The sequence below is a fragment of the Thermobaculum sp. T2p genome (assembly GCF_059335935.1).
In genome coordinates this window covers 107,247-123,983 of record NZ_JANZYQ010000005.1, presented here as the reverse complement: position 1 = coordinate 123,983, position 16,737 = coordinate 107,247, and the positions used below count along the sequence as shown (strand labels likewise).

Genomic DNA, 16,737 nt, shown 5'->3' with positions numbered 1-16,737 from the left:
TCTAGGGAGACAGGCATTTGGATTTGAGGCTATCTGTAGCCATACTTAGCGCTAAGCTTGCCGGCAGGTTGATTCGTGCCTCTGGTAGAGGTGGTGGTACAGCTTTACCTGGCCTGGTGGCACAAAGGATATATCCTGATGTCGTTGGCTTTGTATCGAGTCGTTTAGAGAATGGCGTTTTCTTAGTTAGCGGTACGAATGGCAAAACTACAACCAGTAGAATAATTGCCGAATGCTTTGAGACGGATGGCTATAAGGTTTTACATAATAGGTCTGGGAGCAATCTAGTCAGAGGGATAGCTTCTTCCTTAGTGGACAATTCCAGTATTTCGGGGATGCCTGCCGCAGATTTGGCTGTGTTTGAGGTAGATGAAGCTTCTCTGCCTGGAGTCCTCTCCTGCCTGAGACCGAGGTCTATTCTGCTCACTAACTTATTCCGCGATCAGCTTGATAGGTATGGTGAGATCGATACAGTGCGTAAGCGTTGGGTCGAAGCTATATCCAAGCTACCAAGCGAAGTTACACTTATAGTCAATGCTGACGATCCTTCGCTTGTATCGATTGCCCGTCAAGTAAACTGCAAAGTTGTCTACTATGGTCTCAATGACAATGACGTAGCAATGCGCGATCTACCGCATGCGGCGGATGCAGTATTTTGTCCTGACTGTGGCGGAAGTTTACTATATTCCTCTGTATATGTGTCCCATATGGGCAATTACTGTTGCCTCAATTGTGGTTTTAGCAGGCCTGCCCTAGATTATGAGGCGAGAGGAATAAAGTTCAACGGTGTAAGAAGCGTAACTTTTGAGTTGCACCATTCTCAATCTGTCTTGCATCTTGATCTGCCTCTTCCAGGTTTATACAACGTCTACAATGCACTGGCAGCGTGTTCACTCGTTATGGAAGCAGGTGTAGAGGTATCTTTGGTTGAGCAAACAATACGCTCCTTTGAAGCAGCATTTGGTAGGTTCGAGAGAGTCAAAGTAGGGGACAAACAAATAGTGCTTGCATTGATCAAGAATCCGGTGGGCTGTAACGAGGTCCTTAGAATGTTCTCTTACGATGATTCAGATGATCCAATATTGATTGCGATAAATGACAACTTTGCAGATGGTAGAGACGTATCTTGGTTATGGGATGCTGATTTTGAGATGCTGGCTTCCAGAAATAGTCCTTTCGTAGTCAGTGGGATTCGTGGTGCAGATATGGCCCTGCGCCTAAAGTACGCTGGTGTAGACCCCTCCAATATTCGATTGGTAAAACGTTTAGAGGATGCTCTGGATAAGTCGCTTAGTCTGACCTCTTCGGGAGGGGAGCTTAGGGTGATGCCTACCTACACTGCCATGTTGGACCTCAGGAAGATAATGTCCTCCCGAGGGTGGGTTGATCCTTATTGGGAGGATTGAATATGGAGCTAAGGATCTGCTTTCTTTATGGTGGTCTAATGAACATCTATGGGGATAGAGGTAATGTTATTGCGTTGGCAAAACGTGCTCAGTGGAGGGGAATAGACCCCATTGTCAAGATTATAAATCCAGGCGACCCTATAGATCCTGATTATTTTGATGTATTCGTGTTTGGTGGTGGGCAGGACAAGGAACAATATGTAGCGGCTCGTGATCTTCAAAAGTTAAACGGTGAGAGGCTAAGGGCGGCGGTAGATTACGGTGCAGTTGTGCTAGCAGTTTGTGGAGGATACCAACTGCTCGGATTATATTATCAGCCTTGGAATGCCCCTCGGATCGAGGGCGTTGGGCTAATAAACTCTTACACAATCGCTGGTAACGAGAGATTTATAGGCAATGTTATCGTCGATTCACCTTATGGAAAAATTGTGGGGTTTGAAAATCATAGTGGATTGACCTATCTGGGTGAAGGAGCTAAACCTCTTGGTGAGGTTTTAAAGGGTAAGGGTAATAACGGCAAGGATGGCACAGAAGGGGTGGTATCCGGAACTGTGTTCGGTACCTATATGCATGGTCCTATACTCCCTAAGAACCACGTACTTACAGACCATATCCTTGGCCTGGCTCTGAGCAGGAGGTATGGCAAAATAGATCTAAGTAAACTGGATGATACCTTTGAGGTTCTTGCTCACGATATTGCAGCTGCCAGACCAAGGTAAGTGCTTTTTATGAGATCATTAGGACTGCTCTTATTGGCCTTGCTGTCGTTTATAGTCATACACTCTGTCCTTATTCCTATTTTTCCTGTTTTTTTGCTCAACAACCTTTGGTTAGTGCTCACTCTATTGATAGTAGTAATGCAGACCCCATACTTGGCAGTTATCACGATTGCGTTGGTAAGCCTTCTAAGTGACTTGTCCACTGGATTTTCTGTAGGAGCTGGTTTCGTATCTTTGAGCTTGGCCGCCATGGTGATGTACGTGGTTTATCACATGCTATTACTCAGGTCTCCTTTTGCCGCGCCCGTAGGCGTCGTGCTAGCCACGATAGTTTATGGCTTTGCGAATGTGCTTATGGGCTATATATCAGGATGGAGTAATCTTTGGTTTGATTTCTTGGTTAGGTGGTTATTACCTTCCATAGCAATAAATGCGTTACTATCTGCGCCAATATACTTGCTAGTAAAGAAGTTAGGCGTTGGCGGTCAGAGGAAGAGGATATCTTCGATATGAGCCTCAATCCCAAGCTGTTCTACAAAGGATGGCTACATACCGGTCAAGATCCAGATGGCCCTCCACCGGATACCGGTAGACGGTGGACAATATTCAAACTGCTCATCGTTTTAGCCTTCGCTATCCTAGCTGTTAGGCTCTGGTATCTACAGGTAGTCGATGGTCCCCAGTATAGGGAGATGGCTAGAAATAATTCCATAAGGTTGATCCCAATAGAACCCCCGAGAGGGCTCTTCTATGACCGAAACGGTAAGCAATTAGTATATAACGTCCCAAAGTGGAAGGTTTATATAACGCTTTCTGATATGCCTGAGGATGAGTCGCATTACCAAGAGGTACTAAGTAGGCTTGAGAGTTGGCTGCATCTTGGTGCGGTAGTCTATGTAAATGGTAGTACGATCTCAAACAACAATATAGATGCTGTGTCTAGATTGGTAGCTCAGAAACTGGGGTTGGCACCAGAAGACGTTGCTGGTGTTATTAAAGCTTCAAAGAAAGATGAATCGCCTAAAGTTCTACTGGAGGATATACCATCTGACAGGTTGGCATCTATTAGGAAGTCCCTGGAAGGTGTACAAGGTTTCAACGCGGTCTTGAGGTTACAGTGGCTAGTTGAGCATAGCGGGGTGCCTCCATTTCAACCTGTGGAAGTCGCAGAGGGCGTTCCTCGTGATGTAGCCCTATCTATAGAATCGCAGAGGGTATTGTTACCTGGGGTGTCTGTAGAGTACTCATCATCAAGGGACTACCCTCAGGGGCCAGTATTTTCGAACCTGATAGGTTATACAGGCAAGATTTTGGCTGAGCAGCTTGATTACCTACAATCACTGGCAGAAAAGTTTGGTCAAGAGCCTTACAGACTAGATGCTACCGTAGGTAGAGCTGCGCTCGAGTTTCTCATGGAGCCTTATCTTAGAGGAGTAGAAGGACACAAAGAAGTTGAGGTAACCAGCACTAACAGGGTAGTTAGAGAGGGTGATATAACAAATCCTGTCCCAGGCGACAATGTAGTACTCTCGATAGATTCTGACCTTCAGAAGTTTGTATATGAGCAGATTAGCGCTGCTGTCAGGCAAAGCGGTGCTAGATCTGGGGCCGCGGTAGTTATAGACCCTCAAAACGGCGATGTTCTGTCCATGGTTAGCTTCCCAAGCTATGATAACAACGCCTTTATAGGTGGTATATCCTATCAGGAATACAACAAGTTACAACAGGACCCTGGAGCCCCACTACTGGATAAAGCAATCAGTGGTATGTACATGCCTGGCTCGGTACTCAAGCCATATATTGCTGCAGCTGGCTTGGCAGAGGGGGCTATAAGAGCAGACACTAAGCTGCAGTGCGGTGGTTATATAGATGTCCCAGTGGTAACCAGTGCTAGCGGTATAGTACGCCAGAGGGTCTATGACTGGAGCACTTCCAAGGTGACAAGCGAGAACGTGATTGGTGCTCTTTCCAAGTCTTGTGATGTCTTCTTCTACTTGGTGTCTGCCCCTTCGGGACAAATCGACATTATGGGCAGGCCACTAAGGTATTATCCTCCCGGTGCGGAACTGCCAGTAAATTTCCAGGGAATAGGTATAGATGCTGTTAATAAGTATCTTAGAGCTTTCGGTTTTGGACAGAGAACGGGAATAGATCTAAGCGGAGAGTCTTCCGGGTTGCTGGCAGATGCTCAGTGGAAGGAGAAGAATTATCCAGACACTCCTTGGACCATATTCGATACCCTAAGTACAGGGGTGGGAAGAGGTTACACTCTCGTGACGCCGATCCAGGTAGCTGCTGCTACGGCCTCTGTGGCTAACGAAGGTACTTTGTATAAGCCGAGGCTAGTCCTTAGGGTTGTGGATCCCAGAGGAAAAACCGTGAAGGAGTTTGCCCCTGAAGTCCGTAGCAAGAACATTGTCTCATCCAAATACCTAGATATAATACGCCAAGCCATGCTGCAGTCTCTACAAAGCGGTGCTGCGTCCTATTTACGGGCGCAAGGATTGCTGTCTAGAAATATCGATGCTGGGGTGATGGTAGGAACACCTCCAACGGTGTTGGCCAAGCACGGTATGAAGCCTATTTCTTGGTTCACTGCTTTTGCTCCCTATACAAATTCGAAGATATCTATAGCTGTAGTCATTGATAGTGTAAAATCAGGCTCGGATCCTGCCCCTGAAGTGGGAGCCAAGATAATCAATTACTACCTTGAAAGGAACAAGTAGTGATCCGTAAGTATTCTATAGACCATGTGGCTCTTGTCACCAGAGATGCTGAAATGGTAGCCCAGCATTACAAAGATATGCTATCTGCAACTGAGATCATGAGGAATGATATTCCAGAACAAGGAGTATTCGTGATTCTGTTGCAGGTTGGAGATAGCAGGCTCGAGATAATTACCCCAACTGTAGATGATAGTGGTGTGGCTAGATTTCTCGACAAAAGAGGAGAAGGATTTCACCATGTAGCTTATGTAGTAGAAGACATAGAATTAGAACTCGGCAGGCTGGAGTCAGAAGGTTATAGGCTAATAGATAGCAAACCCAGAAAGGGTATAGGCGGACACCTGGTGGCTTTTATTCATCCTGAATCCACTCATGGGATATTGATTGAGCTAGTACAGCACGTAGACGATAAGTCTAATTGACGGGCGGAGGTGAGGACTTGTCTTACCAGAAGGAATTTAGGACGGCTTCCGGTATAGAGCTTAGAAGCTTTTATGAGCAGGTATACACGCCCGATTCTAAGCCGGGAGAGTATCCATATACTCGCGGCATATATCCAGAGATGTATAGAGCCCGGTTATGGACTATGAGGCAGTATGCTGGGTACGGTAGCGCTGAAGAAACCAACGCCCGTTTCAAGTATCTGCTGTCCAATGGTCAGACAGGATTATCTGTAGCTTTTGACCTTCCCACCCAGATGGGGTACGATTCTGACCATCCCCTGGCTGCTGGTGAGGTTGGTAAGGTTGGAGTAGCTATATCCTCGCTGGAGGATATGGAGAGGCTATTTGACGGTATACCACTGGACAAGGTCAGTACGTCCATGACCATAAATGCCCCAGCGGCCATACTATTGCTCATGTACGAAATAGTAGCTGAGAAGCAAGGGGTATCTCCTGAACAACTCTCCGGCACTATACAGAACGATATTTTGAAGGAATACGTGGCACGTGGGACATATATATTCCCACCAGAACCATCTATGAGGCTTATAACGGACACTTTTGCGTATTGTCGCCAACACTTACCTAAGTGGAATCCTATTAGCATAAGCGGCTATCACATTCGTGAGGCTGGGGCTACAGCAGTACAAGAAGTTGCTTTTACCTTGGCTAATGCCATTGCATACTGTGAACGTGCCTTGGAGGCAGGGCTCAAGATAGATGATTTTGCTCCAAGATTGTCCTTCTTCTTTGTTGCTGACAGCGACTTTTTTGAAGAAGTGGCGAAGTTCAGGGCTGCCAGGCGTGTCTGGGCGAAGATAGTTAAGGAAAGATTTGGTGCAAAGAACTCTAGATCTATGCAGCTGAGGTTTCATTGCCAGACAAGTGGTGCGTCTCTTACGGCTCAGCAACCACTTAACAACATAGTAAGGGTAGCCTACCAGGCGATGTCTGCTATTTTAGGAGGTGCCCAGAGCTTGCACACTAATGCTTATGATGAGGCGCTAGCGCTCCCCACAGCTGAATCTGCAAGATTGGCCCTTAGAACACAACAGATACTCGCTTATGAGACAGGTGTCACATCGGTAGTTGATCCCTTAGGGGGGTCATACTTTGTGGAACACCTAACGGAGGAGATAGAAAATCGAGTTTGGTCTCTGCTCGATGAAGTTGAAAATCTAGGCGGTGCAGTCCGTGCTATAGAGACAGGGTGGATGCAATCTCAGATACATGAATCCGCCTACGCTAGACAGTTGGCCATGGAGTCCCAGGAACGTGTTGTGGTAGGCGTAAATAAATTTCAGACCGATGAAGAGGAGAGAGTGGAAACTCTCAGGGTGAATGAAGAGCTTGAGTATAAGCAAAAGCAGCGACTGAAAGATTTGAGGAATAGGAGAGATACTTCTCAAGTGGAGGAATCTCTATCGGAGATCAGGAGAGTCGCTGCATCTCAGGATAATCTTCTCCCAGTTATTAAGAGAGCTGTAGCTTCCTATGCAACTGTTGGTGAGATATGTGATGCTCTGAGGTCTGTCTTCGGCGAATATAATCCGCCTTATTAGATGAGGAGAGAGTATATAGTGAGTTTGGATTCTAGGATAAGACAACTGCAGGATATGAAAGCTCAGCTGCAGGAGCAACGAGAATCGAATGCCTCTAGGCAGCACGATAAAGGCAAGCTTACAGCCTGGGAGAGGCTTGATCTGTTGCTTGACGATGGAAGCTTTCATGAGATCGATGCTTTTGTAACTCACCGGACCGAAGAGATTCGTGACAGGAAACCGCTAGGAGATGCAGTGATAACGGGCTACGGAACTATAGGCGGCAGGCGGGTATTTGTATATTCCCAAGATTTCACGGTCTTCGGTGGATCACTTGGAGAGGTGGTTGCCGAAAAGATCTGTAAGGTAATGGATCTGGCAATGAAGGTCGGAGCTCCCATGATAGGCATCAACGATTCTGGAGGAGCCAGAATCCAAGAGGGTGTTGTGGCTCTTGGGGGATATGCTGAGATCTTCTGGCGTAATGTGCAGGCAAGTGGTGTTATCCCACAGCTGAGTGTGATAGCCGGCCCCTGTGCAGGAGGCGCTGTATATTCTCCAGCATTAACAGATTTCATATTCATGGTTGAAAACACCAGTTATATGTTTATTACTGGGCCAGAGGTTATAAAAGCTGTTACAGGAGAGGATGTGACTTTTGAGGAGCTGGGAGGCGCAACAACCCATAGTACAAAGAGTGGTGTGGCTCACTTTATAGCACCGGACGAGCCAACGGTATTTGAGCAGGTAAAAGAGTTATTGACCTTCCTGCCACAAAACAACCTTGAAGATCCACCATTCTATGAAACTGAGGATTCTCCTGAACGAGAATGTTTGGTGGCACTATCAGTATTACCGGATAGTCCTAATAAACCCTATGATATGCGAGACGTTATAAGGGACGTTGTCGATGAAGGTTATATGCTTGAGGTTCAACCCGAGTGGGCGCAGAACATCGTTACAGCTTTCGCCCGTCTTGGCGGATTTGCTGTAGGGGTAGTGGGTAATCAACCTAAGGTATTGGCTGGCACATTAGATATAGATGCTTCTGAAAAGGCTGCTAGGTTTGTAAGGTTCTGTGATGCGTTCAATATACCCTTAGTCACGTTCGTAGATGTGCCCGGATTCCTCCCGGGTACCAATCAGGAGTACGGGGGTATAATTCGTCACGGCGCGAAGCTGTTGTATGCCTACGCGGAAGCCACTGTTCCTAAGCTAACGGTTATAACCCGTAAAGCTTACGGTGGAGCTTACGACGTTATGTGTTCCAAGCATATAAGGGCAGATATCAATCTAGCGTGGCCTACTGCAGAGATAGCAGTCATGGGACCCGAGGGTGCTATAAGGATCCTGCATAGACGTCGTTTAGCAGAGGCCACAGATCCCGAAGCTCTTGCTCAACAGCTTATTGATGAATACAGGGCTCAGTTTGCCGATCCCTATCATGCTGCCTCTCGTGGCTATGTGGATGATGTCATAGATCCGAAAGATACAAGAAAGATGCTAATCAATGCTTTGAGGCTGCTTAGAACAAAGAGAGAGATACCTCCGAGCAAAAAGCATGGTAACATTCCGCTTTAAGACAAGAGATGTTCCACAAGAATACATGGTTGCAATTCTTGCTGCACTGATGACCATGGAAAAAGCTAAGCTACCAAGCCAGGAGCATGTAGCTACAAGTGCGTGGCAAACTTTTTCTAGGTTAGAAGCTATTGGGCTTAGAAGGGGAACCTACTATTTTGAGAGGTTAGCGAGACGTTATGTTCAAAAAGATTCTGATAGCTAATAGGAGTGAGGTAGCTATTAGGATAGCACGCACCTGCCGTGATCTAGGTGTCAAGACGGTGGGTATTTATTCAGATTCGGACCGTGAGGCTCCCTTTTTAGACTGGATGGATGAGTCCTACTCTTTACACGGACGATCGTCGTCAGAAACTTATACGAATATTCAAAAGATTATCGAGATAGCAAAGAGATCTAGCTGCGATGCGATACATCCAGGTTATGGCTTCCTTTCTGAGAACGCTGATTTCGCTTTGGCCTGCAAGGATGCTGGAATCACCTTTATTGGGCCTTCTCATGACGCTATTTTCAAGATGGGCGATAAGCTACAAGCTAGATCCTTAGCTGCTGAGGCTGGAGTGCCGATATTGCCTGGATACGGCCCATTAGAAAAGCTTAGCGAAGCTGAAAGTTTCGTGGCTGAGCACGGCCTTCCCGTGGTGATTAAAGCTGCGGGAGGTGGTGGGGGCAAGGGATTAAGAGCGGTAAATGCTCTGAGTGAGTTAGCCGGTGCTATAGAGACTGCACAGCGTGAGGGTCTAAGCTATTTCGGTAGCTCTAATGTCTATATAGAGAAGTATCTCCCTCATCCAAGACATGTGGAAGTACAGATATTTGGTAGGTGCGACGGGGAGGTCTTCGCAATAGGTACGAGGGACTGCTCCACTCAGAGAAGAAGGCAGAAGCTTATAGAAGAGGCTCCAGCCCCTTTGATAGATGACTCCACCAGGGCAGCAATGGAATTAGCTGCTGTCAATCTTGCCAAGGCTGTTAGATATAAAAGCGCTGGTACGGTAGAGATGCTGTTGGCACCATCCGGTGATTTTTACTTTCTGGAGATGAATACCCGCTTGCAAGTAGAGCATACAGTAACCGAGATGGTCTATGGTTGTGACCTGGTTGCTATGCAGATACTGACCGCAGCTGGATATCTTGTTGATGTCCCGAGCTCACCTTTAGGTCACGCTATCCAATGTCGGATCAATGCCGAAGATGTAACCCATGACTTTATGCCAGTAAGCGGTCGAATAGGTAAGTTGCATGAGCCTGCTGGCCCATGGGTTAGGGTGGATAGTGGGATTGTCTCTGGTTGTGAGCTTGCTTCCGATTATGATTCTCTTCTTGCAAAGCTAATAGTTTGGGGCAAGGATAGGCGAGAAGCTATTGATAGGCTCCGTCGAGCGCTAATGGAATACGTAATCGAAGGTGTTCCCTCTACATTGGACTTTCATCGTTGGATGGTAAATAGGAAGGAATTCATTGAAGGTCCAGTAAGTACCCACTTCGTTCAGGACCATATGGATGAAATCCGTCTCGCCGGCTCTACCCCGTCTACGCCATCTACAGATTCTCACTCTTACAACGGGGAGACACTGATAGTGGAGGTGGATGGCAGGAGATTCGAGGTAATTCTCTACAGTAGTGGAGAGAGCAAGAGACAGAAGACAAAACCATCTTCCTACAAATTACGAGCCGCTGCGAGTACGGGACTTGCCAGAAGAACGGGCGAAGATACTCTTGTTAGCCCTATTCAAGGTAATTTATTGCGAGTGCTAGTATCAGAGGGTGAGACGGTGTCCGCTGGCCAGCCAGTTTGTATCATAGAGTCGATGAAGATGGAGAACGAGATAGCAGCTCATAAAAATGGAAAGGTTTCCAAGTTGCTTGTTGAACCTGGAAACCCAGTAGTTGTCGGTCAGCCGTTAATGGAAATATCCTCTTAATGCTTATGCTGCTTGTTGAGTCTCATCTTCTATACCTACCCAGTAGTATCCGGGCCGCACGTAATCCACTGCATGAATCGATATGCCCTCTACCTTGACATTAGCATCCGCCTTGTTTACTAGGCAAACATTAGGATGCTGCCCCATCCTCTCTACATATCTTTCGATCGCATTTTTTATCTTCTCTTCAGTAGCAACCTTTTTTGAATCATCAAACCATACAAGAAACATTATCAGCCTCCTTTGTGAACCTACGTTCTATTATAACATAGATGCTTTTGAGCCTTGTAACTTGTCCTTTTTGTCCCCATAATGGTGACCTGTGGATAAATGTGGTTGAAAGTGGGGATAAGTGGGTGGAAATGTGGATAACTTTCCCCCAGGTGGAGCTACGAAGTGTTTCTTGGAAGGTTTGACAACAAGCTGGATGATAAGGGGCGATTGGCTATGCCGGCCAAGTTCAGGGCTAGGCTGGCTGAAGGCTTTGTTGTCACCAGAGGTTTTGAGCCGTGTCTGACGGTTTATCCTATGTCGGAGTGGAAGAAGCTGACTGAGGCTCTCAATAGATTCCCAGTTACTGACCAGAAGGCGAGGATAATTCGAAGGGTGCTATTTGCGCAGGCCTGTGATACTGAGCTTGATAAGCAGGGAAGAATACTTATTCCTGAATACCTTCGCGAGGCTGCTGGCCTTACATCCGAGGTAGTGGTTGCCGGTATGGATACATACATAGAGATATGGGACAAATCCCGATGGGAGGAAATGGAGCGCCAGAGCGAAGAAAATGCCGCAGACATAGCCCAGACCCTAGCGGATTTGGGGATGATGTGAGGTGTTTAGGGTGCACACTAGTGTGCTTCTCGAGGAGTCCATAGCTCTGCTAGATATCCATCCTGATGGTAAGTATATCGATGCTACATTAGGTGCTGGCGGGCATGCGGAGAAAATCCTGGAGCGAAGTTCACCATCGGGGAGGCTGCTAGGGCTGGATGCGGATCCCAGGGCTATTGAGTTAGCTCAGCGGAGGCTAGGTAGGTTTGTTGGCAGATATGTACTGGTGCACACGAATTTTAGGTACATTGAGCAGGTTGCTAACGAGCACGATTTTAACCCGTGTGATGGTGTGCTGTTTGATCTAGGTATATCTTCCATGCAGGTAGATGCGTGGGCTGCTGGTTTCTCCTTTAGAAGGGATGAGCCATTGGATATGCGTTTTGACCCTACCAGTGGTAAGACCGCGGCGGACATTATTAGAGAGTCTTCTGAACAGGAATTAGCTCGCATTATATGGGAGTACGGAGAAGAACCCAAAAGTAGACAGATTGCCAGAGCTATAAAATCCAGTCGCGAACCTATTGTTACTACCGAGCAATTAGTGCAGGCAGTGGAATCTGTTTATAGAGGCAAAAGAGGGAGGATACACCCAGCCACGAGAACCTTCCAAGCTCTAAGGATAGCCGTCAATGATGAATTGGACGCTCTAAGGGAAGGGCTGGCTGGTGCTCTTCGTGTTCTGAGGGTCGGCGGTAGACTTGTGGTAATAAGCTTCCATTCGCTTGAGGATCGCATTGTAAAGCATTTCATGCGTGAGCGTTCGAAAGGTTGTATATGTCCGCCGGAGCAGCTGGTGTGCACTTGTAATCATCATCCTGAGATCAAAGTGCTGACTCGAAAGCCCATAGTTCCGTCTGGGGAAGAGGTAAAGGTAAATCCTCGGAGTCGCAGCGCTAAGTTGAGAGCCGCGGAGAAGTTGTAGGTCAAGATTACTCTGGGAGGTGTTGTTATGGCTGTTATATCTTCTAGGTCGAGGACCTTCAATCCTAGGCCAATTACGGCTGCCAAGGTAAAGAGGCGCCGTTTCCCGATGTACTTTGAGATGGACTCTGCTTCGATGTTTATAGGAGGTGTTACTCTACTTGCGCTCACATGTCTGCTTTATCTAGTACAGACAACTAGGGTATCAGTGTTGGGATACCAGATACAGCAAGTCCAGGCTCAGCAGGCCGAAGCCCAAAGAGAAACAGATAATCTGATCTATCAGATCAGTCTCAAGCAAAGCCTTCCAGAGATAGAACGATACGCTCGAGAGAAGTTGAAGATGCGTCCAATACGCGAATATAAGTACCTCCCGGTTAACGTACGTCCAGAAGACCTCAAATCTGGCGACCATGTTGAGGAGCAGCAACTGCCAGGAGGTCTAGATGTCCACGATTAGGACCTATTCTGACGACCATGGTCTACCTGGCTGGAGACTCAAATTCGTTTTGTGGGTTCTCCTAGGGTTCGCCCTTGTGCTTGTAGGTAGGTTATTCTACCTACAGGTTATACAGGGATCTTTTCTGGCCAGTAAGGCTGAGCAAGCCCATCAGCTTATCAGAGAAATAGACCCACCAAGGGGTAGAATTTACGATCGCAATGGTAAGATACTGGCTTCTAATATAACGGTCTACAGATTGTATGCAACTCCGCAGTATGTCGAGGATCCAGAGGTTGCTGCCCGACAGCTGTCCCCTCTTGTCGGGGTCCCAGCAAAGGAGATAGCTGACAAGCTTACTCAAGATGTGCCGTGGGTATCTATAGCAACCAGGCTTACGACTGAACAGAAAGAGAAGATAGAAGCTTTACATATACCAGGGATAGGTTTCGAACCTCAAACTGCTCGTGCTTATCCCAATGGCTCTTTGGCTGCCCAGGTTCTAGGTTTTACCAATTTTGAAAACGTGGGCTCTTATGGCGTGGAAGGAGAATACAATAATTACCTATCAGGCGAGCCTGGAAAGATGATAGCCGAACAGGATCCTGCTGGTAACTGGATTCCAGTAGCCCAACGCCAGGTCATCCCTCCAAGGCCTGGGGCGGATGTGCAGCTGACTATAGATGCTACGGTGCAATATTATGCAGAGGAGGTGCTCCAGAAAACTGTGAAGGAGCAGAAAGCTAAGGGGGGAAGTATCATAGTTATGGATCCGTATACTGGTGAGATATTAGCGATGGCTTCCTACCCTACCTTCAACCCACAGGAGTTCTACAACGTTAGGAACACTTCGGTGTTTTCAAACCCTGCCATTAGCTCAGCCTATGAACCTGGATCTACTTTCAAGATCATAACTATGGCTGCGGGTCTGGCAGCTGGGGTTATCACTCCCGATACCCGAATCGATGACAAGGGTTATCTCAATGTCTACGGGTACACCATACACAACTGGGATGGCAGGCCACACCCTAACGAAAGCATGACAGAGGTTCTCATGAACTCTGCTAATGTGGGAGCAGCTTACGTAAGCACCAAACTTGGCGAGGATCGATTCTATAGAAAGGTTCAGGACTTTGGCTTTGGTGCGAAGACTGGTATTGACCTGCAGGGAGAAGCAACTGGTATCCTTGTATTGCCATCTAGCAAGAACTGGTCACCAATCAACTTGTACACTAATGCTTATGGCCAAGGTATAGCTGTAACTCCAATACAGCTGATAACTGCTCAGGCAGCGGTGGCCAATGGCGGATTGTTGATGAGGCCTTATGTGGTCTCCAAGATAGAAAGGAATGGGAAGGTAATAAAGGAGAATCGACCGACAGTAGTTAGAAGGGTGTTGTCCAGGCAAGTTGCCGAGACTCTAAAGAGCATGATGAAGACCGTCGTCGAAGAAGGGGAGTATCAGGTTGCTAGAATACCTGGATATTCGGTCGGAGGTAAGACGGGTACCGCTTCTGTACCAGTGAATGGCCAGTATGATCCAAATGTGACTATAGCGTCTTTCATAGGTTATTCGCCTGTCAAGCATCCTAAGTTTATTGCGCTAATCAAAATAGATCAGCCTAAAGGCTCGCGCTGGGGTTCTGAGGTTGCAGCTCCAGCTTTCAAGGAACTAGCTCGCAAACTGTACACATACTACAATATTCCTCCGGATCAGCCAGAACAAATAGAGACTAGTAGTGGTGAACAGGGGTAGTGTTCGTATGAAGTTGCGTGACATAAAAGAGGGGACGAACGGGAAAATACTTTCTGGTTCTACACTCGATCTTGAAAGAGAAGTCGGTGATGTAACCACCGACTCTCGTCTTGTTAAGAAAGGTGATGTCTTTATAGCTATTAGGGGCGAGCGGGTTGATGGGCATGATTATATCCAGGATGCCGTATCAAGGGGCGCTCAAGCGTTAGTGCTGAGTAGAGCCCCATCCATCCAAATCCCAGGGAATGTCCTAGCACTTGAAGTCGATGACACCGTCTTGGCACTTGGCAGGCTAGCTGCCCATTGGCGCAATAAGATGCCTGCTAAAACTATAGGTATCACCGGAAGTGTTGGTAAAACAAGCACTAAGGAGGTAACTGCTTCGATCCTCAGCAGAAAGTTCGTAACTCTTCGTAGCCAAAAGAGCTACAACAATGAGATAGGACTACCTCTCACTCTACTTGGACTAACACCCGAGGTAGAGGTTGCTGTTCTTGAAATGGGTGGTGCCTATAGGATGGGAGAGATAGAGTATCTATGCTCTATAGCTAAGCCTTTCATAGGGGTCGTCATAGTAGTGGGTTATGCTCACATAGGCCGCATGGGGAGTCTTGAGAGGATCGCTGAGAACAAGTCTGAGCTTGTTAGATCTCTTCCCTCTGACGGCTTTGCAATCTTGAATAGAGATGACCACCGCGTCAAGGCTATGGCTGATGTAACTAAGGCACAAGTGGTTTGGTATGGACTCGATGAAGAAGCCTATATACGAGCAACTGATGTCGTAAGTGAGGGTCTGAACGGAATAAGGTTCGTCCTGCACATAGGCGATAGGTCTTATCAGGTTAAGGCACCCCTACTTGGCAGGCATAGCGTGCATACGATATTGGCTAGCGTCGCAGTGGCACACGTGATGGGAATGGAAGACCAGGAGATAGTACAGGCAATCAAGGAATTACCACCTGGTCTTAGGTTAATAGTCAACAGGGGTATCAACGGTAGCACCATCATAGATGATACTTACAACGCTAACCCAACATCCATGCTCGCAGCTCTTAATTTGCTGAATGATATCGAGGGGCATAGGATAGCTGTCTTAGGAGATATGGCGGAGCTCGGGCACTTTACGGAAGAGGGACACTTGAAGGTGGGCGCTAGAGCTGCTGAGGTCTGCGATAAGCTCTATACGGTTGGCGAACTTGCACAGATAATAGCTAGGGGCGCTCTGCAGGCGGGAATGAATCCGGGCGATGTGGTGACCTTGAAAAATTACCAGGAAGCGATAGATGTGCTGAAGAGAGACTTACATGAGGGCGATGTAGTGCTTGTAAAGGCTTCAAGGATAGTCTCTCTGGATAAAGTTGTTGCTGCTCTTACCGTTCAGAATGAGGTGACCCAATGATACCTCTAGTTCTCCTCAGCATGTTTCAGACAGAGGTAAAGCTGGCACGCATCGAGGTGATGCGCGAGGCTCTGCTGCTGTCAGCCCTGACGTTCCTGGTCACCCTAATTATTGGTAGACCTATTATCAATGAACTCAGAAGGCGTGGTATAGGTAAGAAGATCAGGATTGAAGGACCACAGACCCACCTTGTAAAGGAAGGAACACCGACGATGGGTGGGATCATGATTTGGTTAGGAGTGTTCCTCGTCAACGCGATCTTCAACGTAAGATACTGGTGGATCTACGAGAGGCGATCTCTGATACTGCCATTGCTGGTTGTTCTTGCCTGTGGAACTCTGGGTGCTATTGATGACCTGCTCAATTTGAGCGGGGGGAAAAGCAGCGGACTTACAGCTAGATTCAAGTTTCTCTGGCTAATGGTCATAGCAACCGGCGCTGGCATCGTTCTCCACTATTGGTTTGAGCTAGACAGTATGTATATACCATTTTATGGAAAGGTGCCTATAGGTGTTTTCTATATACCCATAGCTATATTTGTCATTGTGGCTACCAGCAATGCTGTGAATCTAAGTGATGGGTTGGATACTCTAGCGGGTGGGTTACTAGCTTTGAGCTTTGCTGCCTACGGCATAATCGCTTTCCTACAGGGACAAAGGTACATAGTCACCCTATGCTTCACAACGATAGGGGCTCTTCTAGCTTTTCTGTGGTATAACGCTCACCCTGCCGAGGTGATAATGGGAGATACAGGGGCGCTTTCTTTAGGAGCTCTGTTAGCTGTTGTAGCACTTATGACTGGCCAGTGGCTTCTTCTGCCTATTATTGGTCTTATGTTTGTAGCTATTACCCTGAGCGTGATCCTGCAGGTTGGATATTTCAAGCTGACAGGAGGCAAGAGGCTGTTCAGGATGGCGCCCTTACACAACCATTTTGAGCTCAAAGGTTGGGCGGAGACTCAGATAGCTATGCGATTTTGGATAGTTGGTGTAGCAGCAGCTTTGGTGGGTGTTGCTCTAGCACTCTCATAGCAAGTTTGAATTTTCT

The 16,737-nt window shown here is 47.2% G+C and carries 15 protein-coding genes; 14 read left to right on the top strand and 1 reads right to left on the bottom strand.

Translation table 11 applies throughout. From position 1 onward, the window contains the following. Positions 1-17 precede the first annotated feature (17 nt). The 8 genes from N2245_RS02580 to N2245_RS02545 all read left to right on the top strand — a co-directional run bounded on the left by N2245_RS02580 (position 18) and on the right by N2245_RS02545 (position 10,341). Positions 18-1,406, top strand: a complete 1,389-nt coding sequence (locus tag N2245_RS02580) for a MurT ligase domain-containing protein (RefSeq protein ID WP_494535163.1) — start codon at positions 18-20, stop codon at positions 1,404-1,406. Between the two features lie 2 nt (positions 1,407-1,408). Further along, positions 1,409-2,125, top strand: a complete 717-nt coding sequence (locus tag N2245_RS02575) for a type 1 glutamine amidotransferase (RefSeq protein WP_494535162.1) — start codon at positions 1,409-1,411, stop codon at positions 2,123-2,125. 9 nt (positions 2,126-2,134) lie between these two features. Then, positions 2,135-2,638: a hypothetical protein gene (locus tag N2245_RS02570; protein ID WP_494535161.1), complete on the top strand. Its 504-nt coding sequence runs from the start codon at positions 2,135-2,137 to the stop codon at positions 2,636-2,638. Further along, positions 2,635-4,851: a penicillin-binding transpeptidase domain-containing protein gene (locus N2245_RS02565; protein WP_494535160.1), complete on the top strand. Its 2,217-nt coding sequence runs from the start codon at positions 2,635-2,637 to the stop codon at positions 4,849-4,851. The genes N2245_RS02570 and N2245_RS02565 overlap by 4 nt, the downstream gene beginning before the upstream one ends. Next, positions 4,851-5,273 (top strand): methylmalonyl-CoA epimerase, encoded by a 423-nt coding sequence (mce, locus tag N2245_RS02560; RefSeq protein WP_494535159.1) that lies wholly within the window; start codon positions 4,851-4,853, stop codon positions 5,271-5,273. The genes N2245_RS02565 and mce overlap by 1 nt, the downstream gene beginning before the upstream one ends. A gap of 17 nt (positions 5,274-5,290) precedes the next feature. Beyond that, complete coding sequence (locus N2245_RS02555; protein ID WP_494535158.1) at positions 5,291-6,856, top strand: acyl-CoA mutase large subunit family protein; 1,566 nt, start codon at positions 5,291-5,293, stop codon at positions 6,854-6,856. Positions 6,857-6,910: 54 nt separating this feature from the next. Further along, a complete protein-coding gene (locus N2245_RS02550; RefSeq protein WP_494535226.1) occupies positions 6,911-8,416 on the top strand; it encodes an acyl-CoA carboxylase subunit beta in 1,506 nt (501 codons plus the stop codon). 179 nt (positions 8,417-8,595) lie between these two features. Continuing rightward, on the top strand, positions 8,596-10,341 hold the full coding sequence (locus tag N2245_RS02545; protein WP_494535157.1) for an acetyl-CoA carboxylase biotin carboxylase subunit: 1,746 nt from the start codon (positions 8,596-8,598) through the stop codon (positions 10,339-10,341). Positions 10,342-10,344: 3 nt separating this feature from the next. Here the strand turns inward: N2245_RS02545 and N2245_RS02540 are convergent, their stop codons facing one another. Next, the gene (locus tag N2245_RS02540; RefSeq protein WP_494535156.1) at positions 10,345-10,572 is read right to left on the bottom strand and encodes a hypothetical protein; all 228 of its coding nucleotides are present in this window, start codon (positions 10,570-10,572) and stop codon (positions 10,345-10,347) included. Between the two features lie 165 nt (positions 10,573-10,737). On the opposite strand from N2245_RS02540, the gene mraZ reads away from it, so the two are divergent. The 6 genes from mraZ to mraY are packed head-to-tail and all read left to right on the top strand — an operon-like array spanning position 10,738 to position 16,721. After that, positions 10,738-11,172: a division/cell wall cluster transcriptional repressor MraZ gene (gene mraZ, locus N2245_RS02535; protein WP_494535155.1), complete on the top strand. Its 435-nt coding sequence runs from the start codon at positions 10,738-10,740 to the stop codon at positions 11,170-11,172. A gap of 1 nt (position 11,173) precedes the next feature. Further along, positions 11,174-12,097, top strand: a complete 924-nt coding sequence (gene rsmH / locus N2245_RS02530; protein ID WP_494535154.1) for a 16S rRNA (cytosine(1402)-N(4))-methyltransferase RsmH — start codon at positions 11,174-11,176, stop codon at positions 12,095-12,097. Between the two features lie 27 nt (positions 12,098-12,124). Then, positions 12,125-12,556 (top strand): hypothetical protein, encoded by a 432-nt coding sequence (locus N2245_RS02525; protein WP_012875555.1) that lies wholly within the window; start codon positions 12,125-12,127, stop codon positions 12,554-12,556. After that, a complete protein-coding gene (locus tag N2245_RS02520; RefSeq protein ID WP_494535153.1) occupies positions 12,543-14,291 on the top strand; it encodes a peptidoglycan D,D-transpeptidase FtsI family protein in 1,749 nt (582 codons plus the stop codon). The genes N2245_RS02525 and N2245_RS02520 overlap by 14 nt, the downstream gene beginning before the upstream one ends. A gap of 7 nt (positions 14,292-14,298) precedes the next feature. Further along, positions 14,299-15,690, top strand: a complete 1,392-nt coding sequence (locus N2245_RS02515) for a UDP-N-acetylmuramoyl-tripeptide--D-alanyl-D-alanine ligase (protein ID WP_494535152.1) — start codon at positions 14,299-14,301, stop codon at positions 15,688-15,690. Continuing rightward, positions 15,687-16,721, top strand: a complete 1,035-nt coding sequence (gene mraY, locus N2245_RS02510) for a phospho-N-acetylmuramoyl-pentapeptide-transferase (protein WP_494535151.1) — start codon at positions 15,687-15,689, stop codon at positions 16,719-16,721. The genes N2245_RS02515 and mraY overlap by 4 nt, the downstream gene beginning before the upstream one ends. Positions 16,722-16,737: the final 16 nt, after the last annotated feature.